The organism is Vibrio sp. 10N.261.52.C11 (assembly GCF_041471405.1).
GTDB classification, from domain to species: Bacteria; Pseudomonadota; Gammaproteobacteria; order Enterobacterales; family Vibrionaceae; genus Vibrio; species Vibrio crassostreae_C.
The window spans coordinates 44,202-57,841 of sequence record NZ_JBFROI010000004.1 but is presented as its reverse complement, the minus strand read 5'-3'; the positions used below and the strand labels follow the sequence as shown (position 1 = coordinate 57,841).

The 13,640-nt window shown below is 44.5% G+C and carries 15 protein-coding genes; 8 read left to right on the top strand and 7 right to left on the bottom strand.

What is annotated here, in order from left to right; translation table 11 throughout:
- The first annotated feature begins 32 nt into the window (after positions 1-32).
- From ulaG to AB4323_RS00300, 3 genes are all read left to right on the top strand, one after another.
- Entirely contained in the window at positions 33-1,100 is a 1,068-nt protein-coding gene (gene ulaG / locus AB4323_RS00310) for an L-ascorbate 6-phosphate lactonase (protein ID WP_017060922.1), read from the top strand.
- 68 nt (positions 1,101-1,168) lie between these two features.
- Complete coding sequence (locus AB4323_RS00305; RefSeq protein ID WP_017064006.1) at positions 1,169-1,411, top strand: hypothetical protein; 243 nt, start codon at positions 1,169-1,171, stop codon at positions 1,409-1,411.
- Positions 1,412-1,615: 204 nt separating this feature from the next.
- A complete protein-coding gene (locus AB4323_RS00300) occupies positions 1,616-2,077 on the top strand; it encodes a hypothetical protein (protein WP_372151351.1) in 462 nt (153 codons plus the stop codon).
- A 43-nt stretch (positions 2,078-2,120) separates the two neighbouring features.
- Here AB4323_RS00300 and AB4323_RS00295 read toward each other — a convergent pair whose 3' ends face one another.
- The 4 genes from AB4323_RS00295 to AB4323_RS00280 all read right to left on the bottom strand — a co-directional run bounded on the left by AB4323_RS00295 (position 2,121) and on the right by AB4323_RS00280 (position 6,623).
- Complete coding sequence (locus AB4323_RS00295) at positions 2,121-4,352, bottom strand: hypothetical protein (protein WP_372151349.1); 2,232 nt, start codon at positions 4,350-4,352, stop codon at positions 2,121-2,123.
- A 431-nt stretch (positions 4,353-4,783) separates the two neighbouring features.
- Positions 4,784-5,122 (bottom strand): Fis family transcriptional regulator, encoded by a 339-nt coding sequence (locus tag AB4323_RS00290; RefSeq protein ID WP_102478785.1) that lies wholly within the window; start codon positions 5,120-5,122, stop codon positions 4,784-4,786.
- A 199-nt stretch (positions 5,123-5,321) separates the two neighbouring features.
- Positions 5,322-6,296 (bottom strand): Gfo/Idh/MocA family protein, encoded by a 975-nt coding sequence (locus AB4323_RS00285; RefSeq protein WP_372151347.1) that lies wholly within the window; start codon positions 6,294-6,296, stop codon positions 5,322-5,324.
- Between the two features lie 12 nt (positions 6,297-6,308).
- Positions 6,309-6,623: a putative quinol monooxygenase gene (locus AB4323_RS00280; RefSeq protein ID WP_372151346.1), complete on the bottom strand. Its 315-nt coding sequence runs from the start codon at positions 6,621-6,623 to the stop codon at positions 6,309-6,311.
- Positions 6,624-6,729: 106 nt separating this feature from the next.
- Between AB4323_RS00280 and AB4323_RS00275 the strand changes: the two genes are divergently transcribed.
- Positions 6,730-7,587, top strand: a complete 858-nt coding sequence (locus tag AB4323_RS00275) for a LysR substrate-binding domain-containing protein (RefSeq protein ID WP_372151345.1) — start codon at positions 6,730-6,732, stop codon at positions 7,585-7,587.
- 28 nt (positions 7,588-7,615) lie between these two features.
- Here the strand turns inward: AB4323_RS00275 and AB4323_RS00270 are convergent, their stop codons facing one another.
- From AB4323_RS00270 to AB4323_RS00260, 3 genes are all read right to left on the bottom strand, one after another.
- The gene (locus tag AB4323_RS00270; RefSeq protein ID WP_372151344.1) at positions 7,616-8,824 is read right to left on the bottom strand and encodes a winged helix-turn-helix domain-containing protein; all 1,209 of its coding nucleotides are present in this window, start codon (positions 8,822-8,824) and stop codon (positions 7,616-7,618) included.
- Between the two features lie 34 nt (positions 8,825-8,858).
- On the bottom strand, positions 8,859-9,506 hold the full coding sequence (locus AB4323_RS00265; RefSeq protein ID WP_372151342.1) for a DsbA family oxidoreductase: 648 nt from the start codon (positions 9,504-9,506) through the stop codon (positions 8,859-8,861).
- Between the two features lie 180 nt (positions 9,507-9,686).
- Positions 9,687-10,484: a Cof-type HAD-IIB family hydrolase gene (locus AB4323_RS00260; protein ID WP_017069716.1), complete on the bottom strand. Its 798-nt coding sequence runs from the start codon at positions 10,482-10,484 to the stop codon at positions 9,687-9,689.
- A 262-nt stretch (positions 10,485-10,746) separates the two neighbouring features.
- Between AB4323_RS00260 and AB4323_RS00255 the strand changes: the two genes are divergently transcribed.
- From AB4323_RS00255 to AB4323_RS00240, 4 genes are all read left to right on the top strand, one after another.
- Complete coding sequence (locus AB4323_RS00255; RefSeq protein WP_017064013.1) at positions 10,747-11,910, top strand: glycosyltransferase family 2 protein; 1,164 nt, start codon at positions 10,747-10,749, stop codon at positions 11,908-11,910.
- On the top strand, positions 11,907-12,569 hold the full coding sequence (locus AB4323_RS00250; protein ID WP_017072305.1) for an START domain-containing protein: 663 nt from the start codon (positions 11,907-11,909) through the stop codon (positions 12,567-12,569). Before AB4323_RS00255 ends, AB4323_RS00250 begins: the two co-directional genes overlap by 4 nt.
- A 31-nt stretch (positions 12,570-12,600) precedes the next feature.
- Entirely contained in the window at positions 12,601-13,008 is a 408-nt protein-coding gene (locus AB4323_RS00245) for a glycine zipper family protein (RefSeq protein WP_029235181.1), read from the top strand.
- 192 nt (positions 13,009-13,200) lie between these two features.
- A complete protein-coding gene (locus tag AB4323_RS00240; RefSeq protein WP_372151340.1) occupies positions 13,201-13,542 on the top strand; it encodes an ArsR/SmtB family transcription factor in 342 nt (113 codons plus the stop codon).
- Positions 13,543-13,640: the final 98 nt, after the last annotated feature.

Sequence of the window (13,640 nt, the reverse complement as noted above, 5' to 3'; positions counted from 1 at the left end):
TTAATCAAATTATTGAAATAAAAGGTATTATCATGAGCAATGTAAACGAAATCACTCGCGAGTCTTGGATCCTAAATACATTCCCTGAGTGGGGCACATGGTTAAATGAAGAGATTGAACAAACAGTTGTGCAACCGGGTACGTTTTCTATGTGGTGGCTAGGTTGTACAGGTATTTGGCTAAAATCAGAAGAAGGTGCAAACCTATCAATGGACTTCTGGTGTGGTACTGGTAAAAAAACACAAGCCGTTCAAAAAATGAAAAACCAGCACCAAATGATGCGTATGGGCGGTGTGGAAGCACTTCAACCAAACCTACGTACCGCGATCTTCCCATTGGACCCTTTCGCTATCAAAGAGATCGATGCAGTTATGGCATCTCATGACCACGGCGACCACATTGATATCAACGTTGCAGCGGCAGTTCTACAAAACTGCGGCGACCACGTTAAATTCATTGGCCCTAAAGCGTGTGTTGATTTATGGATGAAATGGGGTGTGCCAGAAGATCGGTGTGTTATTGCTAAAGTTGGCGACGAGATCAAAATCAAAGACGTGAACATCAAGGTTCTTGACGCATTCGACCGTACAGCTCTAGTGACACTTCCTGAAGGAACATCTTCCCTAGACAAAGAAATTCTAGACGGAATGGACGACCGTGCAGTGAACTACCTAGTAGAAACAACAGGCGGTTCAGTTTACCACTCTGGTGATTCTCACTACTCAAACTACTATGCTAAACACGGTAATGACCACAAGATCGACGTTGCACTGCTTTCTTACGGTGAGAACCCACGTGGCGTAACAGACAAAATGACATCTTCAGACATTCTTCGTGCTGCTGAGTCTTTGAACTGTGAAGTAGTTGTTCCGTTCCACCACGACATTTGGGCTAACTTCCAAAATGACCCGCGTGAAATCGAAATGCTGTGGAACATGAAGAAAGAACGTCTTCAATACGGCTTCGCACCTTTCTTCTGGCAAGTTGGTGGTAAATACACATACCCAACAGATAAAGGCCGCATGCACTACCAGCACTTCCGTGGCTTTGCAGACATCTTCACAAATGACCCAGAACTGCCATACCGCGCATTCTTGTAAACATTAAGAAAAGCACTAACTAGGGAGCAATGCGCTCCCTTTTTTTATCATCGAATAAGGATGTTGATATGGTATTACGTGAGTTCAAAAAACATTTCAGTCGTGGCGACCTGAAAGCAGCAATTGGTGTCGTGTCCCCTGGAGCTAATGGTTATTACTTAATGGTCAAAAGTCATAAGTGGGGAGTAAACAGCTTTCTTGAATCCGACAGAAAAATGCAACCCAGGGTATTCAAGACTCAACAAGCTTTGTTGAACGCCGCTAAAGCAATCGGTTTTTCCTACCACTCGATTGATATCCAACATTTATAATCAAGATGGTTAGATATTGGGTTGATTCTGTTATCGGTGTCGCTTCGTAAAATAACCAAACATTCAGAGCCTGAATACCACCACTCCAAAATCATCTGTTTATCTACTCGATAAAAATAATTCTTACAATTAAGCGTTTATATTCATTAATAATATTGGCGGCGGGCGGCATAATAGCCGCGAATCCTTCTAACGAGTTTGGTTATGTTCTACAAGCGTCTTTTGGTATTGGCTTTACCGCTTACTTTTGTGTTTCCCATCCATGCTGAAACGTTTGGTGAGCGAATGGCGCGTATCGAACAAGAGAATGTACTGGCGAAAACCATGAGTGAAGAACAAGTTGAGTTGATACAAAAAGTCGTACAGACCAATCACTGCGCTAAAGTGGCGTTAACCCATCACCAACGCATTTTGGGCCAATATAAGGTTGAGACATCTTCTTCTGAGTTATTCGTAAAATGGCGTCAACTCGGTAAGCAGTTAGACGCTCAATACGAGATGGATTACCCCGGCTACCCTAAGCACGCTTTTCAAGAATATCCTGCGGCTTCAAGCAAAGTCGATGGCTACCTTTTTGCTCTAATCGACAATGGTTTAAACGAGCAATCGTGGATCGCCAAAGAATTTAAGCAGTGTAAAAAGAATAAGCTCATATCCCGAACCTAAGCTCTAGTCTGCTCTGGTTCGAGAGTGCTCACTCGCATTAGTTCTAATAAAGTAAGAACAGCCCTTCATAACCGCCAATTTCTATTTCACTCACATGGTCACCAACGTTACCGTTAGCATCAACAGGTTTCATTGGAACATCCAGCGCGATGGTGAGTTTTGCCGCGTCATAAAAGCTCGGATTCTTACCGTGGAAATCCGTGCGATACAACACACGACCATTGCTGAACTCTCTCGCTAACACCATGTCCTCAGGGCCACCAGCAACCACCTGATTTTCAGATTGATACATAAAGTACGTGAACGTCGGTAGAACGTGAGTGATACCATTGGGCAGATCAGCATGCACCATTTCGTTCATCGAGGAATCGCCAACGATGGTGTAGTCAGCAGGCTGAGGTGTCGTTGTCGAAAGCATCAAAGGAATCGGCGCAAAGCCATGTGGGATTTGATGACTCGGCTCTCCCAAGTCAACGGCCAATAACGAACTGGGTTGGTAGGCGATGTTTTTAGGGACACCACTTTGCCAGAAAGTGTCAGCCGTCGTATTGCCACTTCCATAGACGTAACCATTGTTCCACTGATTAAAGTAGCTATGTTGAGCGTGTCGATTGAGGTGGTAGATCGCTAGGGTCGAGTATTGGTCTTGCTTCCAATTATCTTCACTATTTCCAAGATACTGAACTCGCCCATAACGCGTTGTCGCCTGAAAAATAACACTTTGCCCATTGTAGGCGAGCGCAGAATTATCCCAGAATTTTGAGATCCCCGAGTAACCACTAAACCCAGTAGACGGAAAAATGTAGTGCTCGCGTAAATACAGAGAGCCCGCCTCGCTAAGATGAGACTGTCCATTTCGACCCAGTAAGTTCGCGGTTCCGATATTCAACCCAATCGACGCATCACTTTCTAAAGCAGAAAAATTTTTGAGAAACGCTGAAAATTGTTGCTTGTAGAGATCATCCGCTTGATTCGAACCCGCAACAGCTCCTAACTCTTGAACATGCCCGCCAGAGTGAACATAGAACTGGTTCGAGCCAATGAGTTTATTTGTGTCGTCGTTGTACGCACCATTCAAACCTTGTCTTGCCCAGCTTTGCTTGTAGTAGCGATGAATAGCAGATAGATAATCCGCGTTTGCGACGTTCGTTAGCGACCAAGATGAGTTAGCGCTCCACATTCGACCAAATGGCACCACTCTTGATTCCCAACGAAAACGTGCTGTCGCGTTCTTATTGGTTCGATTTCGATACTCGCTTGGCGACAAGTAGTTATCACCATCTAGGTCTGCAGACACATCAAAACCACGGATTTTTCGCCATTGGCTGATAGCATTGCCGTCCGGGGTTGAAGTCGGAGCATCGGTTAACTTGACGGTTGGAAAACTGTTTTTGAGTTTTACTTCTTTTAAACGCGGCCTGTCGTCGGCATTCTCACTTTGCCAACGAACTCTCACAACGTATAAGCGCCCACCATCTCTCAAAAAGGTTGAACCAAAATACTGGCCGCCGCCATAACTCGCACCGCTCCCATCATGAGTTGTAGCTCTTAACCAGTTATCCGGAAGGTTCCAGATCACCGATTGGTTTTTGGTCATATTGAGCGTTTTGTCTTTCTTTACATCAAGCCTTTCCCATTGTGAAACCCTACCCTGAGAATCAATAGCAGTTGGGTATTCAATCCAAAATTCACCGCTGCCAGCAAACTGTGAGAACTTAAAGGTCAGCCGTTCGAACTGTTCAGCATGATAGACATACAAAGCCCCACCCTGTTCGAAATTCTCAAACACATCGGCATCCCACGGAGGCTCTTGATACAACCAAAAACCAGCATGGTCTTCACTGGCTGTATAACCCAAGATCATAGGTTTTCGGTTTAAAAGGGTCTTTTCGCCATGAGTTTTATCAACTTCGGCAATGACAGTATCTTCAGAAAAGTGCAGGAAATAGTCTTCGAAATTGAGGCCTTCTAACTCAGCTTGGTTACGGAGATCGTTCTCCAACCAACCCGAGTTCATCGCCATGACTTGGTTGTACATATAACCAATTGTCGTGGCCCGCTCATTGTCGGCTTTGTCGGCATAAGCTCCGAACACAATATCACTGTTGGAAATTTCCCAATCAATGACGGCATTCGTAGATAGTGGGGAGCCCAAAAGATCAACACCAACTTCATGTTGCCCTGGCAGCACAACCGCTGTACCAACAGCAAAAGCGTAACCAGCGATTAAACATGATGGTATGAGTGCGAGCAGCCCAGAAATGTAGGTTTTCATGATTCAAATTTCCTAATCGATACTGTCATGCCTTAAATCACAAAACGAAAAGTCAGCCAACTTACGTGTCAATTTAGGAATCAAAATACGAAAAAAGTATCGACTACATGGCTCTATTGTTCAAGTGCTCGTCTGTCTTGTTTCATCGGTGGCAAGTAAAACGAGCAAATGCCGATTCAAAATCAATGCATTAAGGAAAATATAAGTTTTTGTGATTTTAATTTTATTTGGAAACCAAGTATCTCCGGCTAACGAGAAATCAGCTCAGATTTTCTCAAAATGAGAATAATACGGTTTGGAAGATGAGAAGTTATCAGAGCCTAGAACTCAGAATAGGACTTGGATTTGCTGTATCGAATCTCAGTTTGAGCGCCACACTATTGAAACTCAATTTGGATAGGCTGTCTAAACAAGAACGATGACAACGCTCCTTAAAGCCTCTTGTTCCACTTTCCTTGATGGTCGCGGTCGCAATTTTCCTGCGTATCGTAGCTAACATGCTTGTCGATATTCTTTAATGCAATTCCAACTTGATTGAACGCTTGTTGAATAGACTCAGAGACACTCTGTTGACCTTCGCCATTTAAGAAATTCGCTCTATCCTGATTGGTATCGAATACACAGACGATTTTCAAACTTTGCGGAAATGAAGAGAAGTTGACCGAGTGAGTCACCCACAAAAAACCATCGAAGCCTTTTAGCGTGTCTTCACAAACGTCAGTTAGCACGTCTCTGATCTGATTTTCGATCTTCTTATCTGATTTACGCATACAGCAAACTTCCTATTTAACATCTTAAAAAATAAGGTTTTTCGATCAATGTAGTCTCAACCGATATTGGACACTGCGACTGTTTCAAATGCAAAGTATTTATTGAGGATAATGGGCGAGAAGGATTAGAGAAACACCTCATGCTTGATAGCTTACGAAGCTACCAAGTATGAGGCGTGTACAGGAATTAGCAAAGAAACTAGCTAGCCGCTTGTTCCCAATCCGTCAGTAACTTCATGATTACGCGAGAGTCTTGGTGAGTCGCCATCGGTGCAGCAAGTTGTGTGTCACCTTGCTCAACTGCTTGGCGGATATTACGCACTTGATAATGAAAGCCATCGCCTTGCACTTCGACTTTCACTTCACGTGTCGACGTTTCATAGATCTCAACCGTGAACGTGTTTTCTGCAGTCGGTAGCCATGGGTTGGTGTCGAGTGTGATACAGCCTTTGCTGCCTAGAATCGTGAAGCCATGCTTTAAGCCGTGGTCCTCTGCGGTATGGATTTGCGCAGTGAAGTGGTCGTTGAAGCGCATCATCGCCGATGATTCACAGATATTGCCATCTTGGCCTCGTCGACCGATTGCAGAGATCTGTACATCATCGAACACGCTCTCGCCAAATTGCTGCTGCGCAACAGAATGAATCAGCGACATTGGGTAACAACCCAGGTTGTACAACGCGCCTTTGCTCGCAGGGTTAACGAACTGATCAATCGCCGCAACGTATGAACCTTGAATTGATCGCACTTCGCCAATCTCACCGGTTGCTAATTCTTGATGAAGCTTGGCGATCAATGGATGATTCAAGTACATCAAACCTTCTGCGAAAAATACGCCCGCTTCTTTTACCGCTTGTAGAGCTTGTTCGGTTTTTTCCATATCAACCGACAGAGACTTCTCACACAAGATCGCTTTGCCTTTTTTAGCCGCTTTAATCACATACTCATGATGAACATGATTTGGCAGAGCAATGTAGATGATGTCGACCGACTCATCTTCAATCAAGGCGTCATAGCTGTTGAAGGTTTGTTTTGGTTGGTATTGGGCAGCAAACTCGTTAAGTGTTTTTTCAGTACGACCAGCAACGGCATACAGCTCGCTTTGAGCATCGCCTTTGATCGCATCCGCCATTACGCCTGAGATAAAGCTGGTTCCTAGGATTCCCCATTTCATGTCTTAGATCTCCTACTCTTGTGCTTTGATAGGTCCACGTTGCGTTTCGAATGCTTGAGCCAACTCGGTAATGCCACGCTCAATAAACGCTTTGGTATGAGGCATCACAAAGTGCTGATTGATCGCCTCGCGGTTTGCGTATTGTTCAAGCAAGATCACACGATCGCTTTGGCTTTGATCATAGGTTGCAATTGCTTGGAGGCAGCCCGGTTCGCTTTGCATGTCTAAACAAAACTGTTCGATAGCTTCGAGCGCAGCTGCTCGTTCTATGTTGGTTTTGATCTTAAGTTCGGCAGTAACAAAGATAGTTTCATTCGTTTGAGGCATTGCACGCTCTTATTTTAGTTAATTATCGGTTTGCCATTAATATAATTAACCCCTAATAATTGATAAACTCACGTTTTGTTTATTGTTTATCAACCAAAAGTGTTCAATGGATAAGTTAACCAGCATGAAAGTCTTCGTCTATGTGGTGGAACAAGGTAGCTTTCGCAGCGCCGCAAACCACTTCAACCTGTCGGCGACTATGATAAGCAAACATGTCCATTCCTTAGAAGCCAGTTTGAAGTCTCAGCTGATCCACCGCACCACGCGCAAGCAATCATTAACCGATTCAGGGCAGCTTTACTATCGAGAATGTAAGCGAATTCTCGAAGATATCAGCAATGCCGAAAACCTCATTCAAACCTTAGAAAATCAACCTCAAGGCACAGTAAAAATTAACTGCCCAGTCACTTATGGGAACAAGGTGATTGCCCCTATTGTGGCTAAGTTCCTCGCACATCACCCAACCATAAACGTCGAGCTGATGTTGAATAATGACCTTGTTGATCCTTATTCATCTGACATTGACCTGATTGTGCGAATTGGTGACCTATCCGATTCAAGCTTGGTCGCAAGGTATTTAGGGGATTATGAGATGTGTTACTGCGCGGCGCCCGCTTACCTAAACCAACATGCTGAAATCAGAGTATTGGAAGACTTGACGCAGCACCCATCGCTTGGATTCAGTTACAGCAGCCAAGCTCCTCACGCCACACCGAATAAAGAACGTGTGCGCTTGATGTCGAATAATGGTGATGTGTTGCGGTATGCCGCCCTGCAGGGTGTGGGCGCGTTGTTGCAACCGACTATCTTAGTCGCAGAAGAGATTAATCGTGGAGCGCTGTTGGAAATCCTACCCGGCATGGCGCCGTTACCAAAGCCGATTCACTTGCTCTACAAAACCAAGCAACTGTCGTTGAAGAACAGAACCTTTGTCGAGTTCTTGTTAGCTGCGTTTGCTGAGTAACTAAGCGCTTTCTAAACAACAAAGACCGCTAGACTGTTTGCCATTGGCTCATCAAGCGCTTGCCAAGATCAGAGGGCGTGGTGTTATGGACGATCATCTCATCACATTGGTTGAACACCATGAAGTGTTTTAGTTCATCGCATAAAGCATGAACCAACAACTCATGGTTTTTAATTCGCTCTTCCACAACCAAGTTACGGATATTGAGGAAACCACTCTTCCTGTCGACCTTGCAATCCATTCGTGCCACCAGCTCACCTTGCCACAGAATCGGTAAGCTAAAATAACCAAACTGACGCTTGGCCTCTGGAACATAGCATTCTAGGAGGTAATCAAAGTTGAACAATGATTGCATTCGCTTTCGTTGAATCAGCAGGTTATCAAACGGAGACAGTATCTTAAGCTTGGTTCTGGAAAGAGGTTGATTCAGCAGTTCAAAAGCACCTGGCAGGACATAGTAATCAGAGCCTTGAATATCTACTTTCAGAACCTGCTTATCTTCAAGCATCTGTTGGAGTGCTCTCTGAATCAAAGGCTTTGTGTTCTTGAGTAGGTAGCTCATTTCCGACGCTATTCCAACTCCGTTAGCCTCTAAATAACGTGTTATCAGATGCTCGATGTACTCTTGTTCTGTCGGCTCAGAGGTATCAATTCCACTCGGTAGAACTCGCTCGGTTAGGTCATACACCTTATGAAAGTTCACTCGGCTCGGCACCATTAAGTCACCTTGCATAAACAAAGTTTCTAGCGCCTGTTTGGCAGGTTTACCGCCCCATCCGCCGGGGTTTGGTCTATCCCCTTCAAAGTCTTTCGCCATCAACGGCCCTTCATTCTCAATACGTTTGAGAACATGAGCCATCAATGCATCATCCTTTTTATACCAATGCTTGAGCTTGCCGCTCGCAAACCCATTCTTTCGATGTAGGCTGAAGCGGTAATCTCGAATGGGTAAATACGCGGCGGCATGCGACCAATACTCAAATACTTCTCGACGCTCTAACAGCTTATCAAGATGGTTCAGTTGGTAATCTTGATTGCGATTCCAAAGCGTGTGGTGGTGAGCTCGCTGAATCACAGAGATGGTATCAATTTGCACATAGCCAAGGTTTTCAATCGCAGACAACGTGTTCGCCAAAGCGCCCCCATTGCGTTGCTTTTTAAGTGGCAACTTCTTAGGCGGCAGCTTTTGCGAAAGCAATACCAGTTTTTGCGCTTGAGCGAGTGACAGTGATTCCATGAAATTCAGACTCTAATTGATAGCAATGATCCGTTTATGATTCAGCAATAAGCTCTTGAAGAATCTGCTTGTAGGTTTCTACCGTCTGCGCGCCCGTTACTGCACTCTTACGGTTGAACACCACAGTAGGAACCGCAGAGATCCCCATGCGTTGCCATTCAAACTCTTGCGCTTCAATTTGCTTCAAGTTGTCGGTGTTCTTTAGGCGCTTCAGTGCCTTCGTTGAGTCTAAGCCAACCGCTTCAAGCTCTTGTGCAATGACTTCAAGATCGGACAGGTCTTTTTGCTCTGTGAAGTGAGCAGCAAAGAAGCGTAGCTTTAACTCAGTCTGTTTGCCGTGCGCTAGTGCAAAATCGAGAAGTACATGTAGATGACGTGAATTGACCATTCTCATACTGTCATAGAAATTGAAATCGAAACCAACCGCTTGGCCGCGAGCCGAAAGCTGTTCTCGTGAACGTTGGCTCTCTTCTGCGCTAGAACCGTATTTTCTCATGATATGGGCACGCAGGTTTTCGCCCTCTTGCGGCATGTCAGGGTTAAGCTCAAACGGCTGCCATTCAAGTTCAATCTTGTCTTCTAAACCAAGTTCCGCAACGGCTAGCTCTAAGTTTTTGTAACCGACTACGCACCACGGGCACATTACGTCAGAAATAATATCAAGTTGAAGTTTCTTGCTCATAATCATTCCAAATATCGTTACTAAGGCGTATCCAATTCAAAGTGAATACCCATCTTTCTGGTTAGACTACAACAAGCTGAACACTCGTTCAAATTTAACTCAATACAACAGCAGCCAACAAAAAAGCCAACTCATTTTCACGAGTTGGCTTTGATAAAAATCGAATCTAGCTCAAGAGCGTTACGCTAGCAACTTCTCAAGTACTTGGAACACACCCGCGTCAACGTTACTTGGCGCGCCAAAACGCGCGATCTCTTTTAACTTTGGATGCGCGTTTTCCATCGCGTAAGAGTGGTAGCTCTCTTTAAGCATTTCCAAGTCATTTAGGTAATCACCAAAGCTCATGGTCTGCTCGTAAGTGAAACCTAATGTGTTCTGTAGATGTTTAATCGCCGCACCTTTTGACGCTTCAGCGTTCATCACATCTAACCAAATTTTTGCGCTTACAACCACTTGGTAGTTCTCACCGAATTTGGCATCAATAGTTGGGTTCACTTTCTCTTGTGAACCGTCGAAGTGACAGATAGCCACCTTGATGAAATCGTCTTCTACCGCCAGTAAGTCTTCTACTTGCTCACGGCGATGGTAGTACTTAGAGATCTCCGCCAGAGCACGCTCATCTTTGGTTTCGATGTATGCCGATTTCTTACCGCATAGCACCACATGCGCGCCTTCAATAGCTCGAGCTTCTTTAATGATCTCTTTAATGGCATCGGTATCAAGCAAGCAGCTGTAAAGTTCTTGGCCTTTGTGCATCACTAATGTGCCGTTTTCAGCAATAAACATCATGCGATCTTTAAGCGGGGAAAATGTTTCTAGCAAGCTGTAATACTGGCGGCCAGACGCGGCAGCAAAAATAATATCTTGCGCTTCTAAGCGCTCATAAAGATTGAAAAACTCAGGGTCGAGCTTTCCATGCTCATCGAGTAAGGTGCCATCCATATCAGTCGCGATAAATTTGATGTTTTGTTGGGGCATGTCGGGCGTACCTATTATTGGATTATGATCATTCGTTATCTTGAGTAACGGTTCTGGGTTCGATTATATCGCTAGAGTCGCTGGTGAATACAATGCTTATTTTACCGCCTGTCAGTCACTGTTTCACATCTTTCCAAGGCAAACGCTAACAGAAGCGCATTCCAGTTTGAAGGGTTAAGTCCTACATACAAGATGTGCGTTAGGTCACACTCCACTATATTCTTTCCTGTCTCTCCATCACTTTATTCCGACCACAGTCATTATGATTTTAGCTATTATTACGACCTTGCTTTGCATCGTTACCGTCAAGTTTCTAATCACACTTGCGAACTTAGAGCGCCATCGTATTCACATTGAACCTAAAATATCGTTCAAAAGAACTGAGTGGCCGACTGTTTCCGTCATTATTCCTGCGCGAAATGAAGAAGACAATATTGAAATCAGCCTTGGCTCTCTATTGAAGCAGAGCTACCCAAAAGACAAGTTTGAAGTCATTGTTGTTGATGACTTTTCTACTGACTCAACCCGTGCAAAAGTAGAAGCATTGATCAGTAAGTTCGACGTTAACGCGCGCTGTATTTCAGGTAGAACGTTACCGACCGGATGGCTTGGTAAGAGCAATGCATGTATGGCTGGCGCACTCAACGCGAGCGGTGAATATGTGTATTTCATTGATGCAGATACCGATTCAGCACCCGCGATGCTACAGAGCGTTATCGACTTTGCTATCCAACAAAAAACTGATCTCTTATCGTTTAATCCAAAACAAACTTTTGCGTCTGTGGCAGAAAAAGCGACCTTGCCGGGCATCTTTCTATCGATCGCATCTTATATGAACTTTAAAAACTCGAACGACATGACTAAGGAAGAAGCGATTGCTAACGGTCAGGCGATGTTGTTTACCCGAAAATCCTACGACGCAGTCGGTGGACACGCCGCAGTAGCAAACGCGATATCGGAAGACATCGCCTTTGCAAAAGTCATGAAGGTCAATGGATTTAAGATTTTCTGGGCATTTGCAGACAAACTAATGAGTACGCACATGTATTCAGACTTCAACTCAATCTGGGCTGGCTTTTCCAAAAACATGAATCTTATTGTGAATTGTCAATCGCAAGCACAAGCTTTAAAAGTCTTCATCAAAGCCAACATCATCGCATGGGCGGGACCGCTTTTGATGCTGGTATCGGCGAACGCCTTCATCAGTGACATGTCTGCCATTCATGCTTATTCGCTCATTGTCAGCTCTGTGATGCTCTTGGTGTCGATCGTCACCTACTTCATTTTGGTTAAGGAACTGTTTGTTCCCGCAAAATTTGCGTTAACCGTACCCTTCGGTATTTGTGTTCAAAGCCTACTCGTGCTGAACAGTTACCGCTTATCTAAAACCAATAAAATCAGCTGGAAAGGGCGCTCATTAACATGATGAATAAGATTATTACTTTGCTTCTTCTTGCTTGTTCAGTTTCGGTGTTTGCATCAGACACCGATGGCTGGTCACTGGCACGCGATAAAAAAGGCATCGAGGTTTATAACCGTAAAATTGAAGGCAGTCACTTTAAAGAATTTCGAGCAGAAGGCGACATCAACGCGTCCCTCACTTCTATTATCGCACTCTTTATCGATACCTCTGTTGGCACGCAATGGGTAGAAAACATCGATGACATGGAAGAAATAGAGCATTTTAGTGCGGCGCACACGATCACCAAAACCTATACCAAGGCACCTTGGCCAGTTGCCGATCGTGAAGCTATCGTAGAGAACGTCATCACTCAAGATCCAAAGACGATGGTTGTCACCATTGATCAGCATGGTAGGCCTGATTACCTGCCAAACAATAATAAAAAAATCATCAGAGTGGCTGAATTAGAGGCGAGTTGGATCCTGACACCAATCGACGAAAACACCACCCATATCTCTTATCGAGTATTGAGTGATCCAGGTGGCGATATTCCGTATTGGCTCATTAACATGGTGGCCGTTTCTCAGCCTTACAACACGCTTCGCGGGTTATCTAAGATGTTGGATTCTGGTGAGTACACCGATCGTCGCCTTGATTTCATCGAGAACTACACGTCACTTTAACAATGCAATGAATACTCTAGAGGTCTATATTGTGAAATTTCCATTCTCTCCAATCGCAGCGATATTGCTTGTAGCATCAAGTTCAGTATTTGCTAATCAAATCATTGTCGATACTAAAGGTGTTGATGAAACACAGTATCACGCCGATCTGTATGAATGTGAGCAATACGCTCAACAAGTGAAGCCTGAAGAGGTCGATTCTCTTGGCAGCGATATTGTCGGTTCAACCGCTAAGGGTGCAGCGCTGGGTGCGGTTGGTGGAGCCGTCTCTGGCGGGAGTGGTCATGATGGTGCAAAAATTGGTGCTGGCATCGGTATTATCAGCGGCGCTTTAAAGCACGGTGCTCAAAAAAGACAATCCGCCGAGCTATCTGAGCAGCAGAAGTTTCAAGTGAATCGTAACTGTATGATCAACCGAGGCTATACCGTTCTTAACTAGCGGATAACCGAGCAAAATGGCGTTTAATCGATGTTCACGCCATTTTGCGTAGCTGAGTCAAAGCAGAGTTCAACCATAGTCCCTGAATCGCCACCTTAAAGTTCGTTCAAATAGACAGTGAGCATTGACCCCTATTTAAAATAGGCTTATCATTAATCGTCTTTTAACGATTAATGAAAGTGAGACGTCAATATGAACTCAACTTGCTCGACATCTGGTGGCTGTTCTCTGCCCATCGAACACGGTGATGCTAAAGCAGAAAAGCAAATGGCCGCACTGGCGAAAGCACTCGCTCACCCGGCAAGAGTTCGTATATTGAGTATCCTTTCAACGCTAGAAAAATCGGGCGGCTGTTTGAACAGTGACTTGGTTAGCGAATTAGGTTTAGCGCAATCGACAGTATCAGAGCACCTAAGAATCTTGAAAACCTCTGGGTTCATCACTGCTGAATCGATACCACCGAAGATGTGCTACCGCATTAATCGAGATAATATTCAGCAATTTGAGACGCTAATCGACACCATTTTGAAATAGATTAACCACGCTTAGTTTGTCGAACACAATAAACTAAGCGTATTTTTTGCCTTTAAATATCGTTTTTCGACGATTAACGATATCAACAAAAGAGAGAT

Coding starts and splice junctions, on each gene's coding strand:
- ulaG (WP_017060922.1), top strand. CDS start 33: ATGAGCAATGTAAACGAAATCACTCGCGAGTCTTGGATCCTAAATACA.
- AB4323_RS00305 (WP_017064006.1), top strand. CDS start 1,169: ATGGTATTACGTGAGTTCAAAAAACATTTCAGTCGTGGCGACCTGAAA.
- AB4323_RS00300 (WP_372151351.1), top strand. CDS start 1,616: ATGTTCTACAAGCGTCTTTTGGTATTGGCTTTACCGCTTACTTTTGTG.
- AB4323_RS00295 (WP_372151349.1), bottom strand. CDS start 4,352: ATGAAAACCTACATTTCTGGGCTGCTCGCACTCATACCATCATGTTTA.
- AB4323_RS00290 (WP_102478785.1), bottom strand. CDS start 5,122: ATGCGTAAATCAGATAAGAAGATCGAAAATCAGATCAGAGACGTGCTA.
- AB4323_RS00285 (WP_372151347.1), bottom strand. CDS start 6,296: ATGAAATGGGGAATCCTAGGAACCAGCTTTATCTCAGGCGTAATGGCG.
- AB4323_RS00280 (WP_372151346.1), bottom strand. CDS start 6,623: ATGCCTCAAACGAATGAAACTATCTTTGTTACTGCCGAACTTAAGATC.
- AB4323_RS00275 (WP_372151345.1), top strand. CDS start 6,730: ATGGATAAGTTAACCAGCATGAAAGTCTTCGTCTATGTGGTGGAACAA.
- AB4323_RS00270 (WP_372151344.1), bottom strand. CDS start 8,824: ATGGAATCACTGTCACTCGCTCAAGCGCAAAAACTGGTATTGCTTTCG.
- AB4323_RS00265 (WP_372151342.1), bottom strand. CDS start 9,506: ATGAGCAAGAAACTTCAACTTGATATTATTTCTGACGTAATGTGCCCG.
- AB4323_RS00260 (WP_017069716.1), bottom strand. CDS start 10,484: ATGCCCCAACAAAACATCAAATTTATCGCGACTGATATGGATGGCACC.
- AB4323_RS00255 (WP_017064013.1), top strand. CDS start 10,747: ATGATTTTAGCTATTATTACGACCTTGCTTTGCATCGTTACCGTCAAG.
- AB4323_RS00250 (WP_017072305.1), top strand. CDS start 11,907: ATGATGAATAAGATTATTACTTTGCTTCTTCTTGCTTGTTCAGTTTCG.
- AB4323_RS00240 (WP_372151340.1), top strand. CDS start 13,201: ATGAACTCAACTTGCTCGACATCTGGTGGCTGTTCTCTGCCCATCGAA.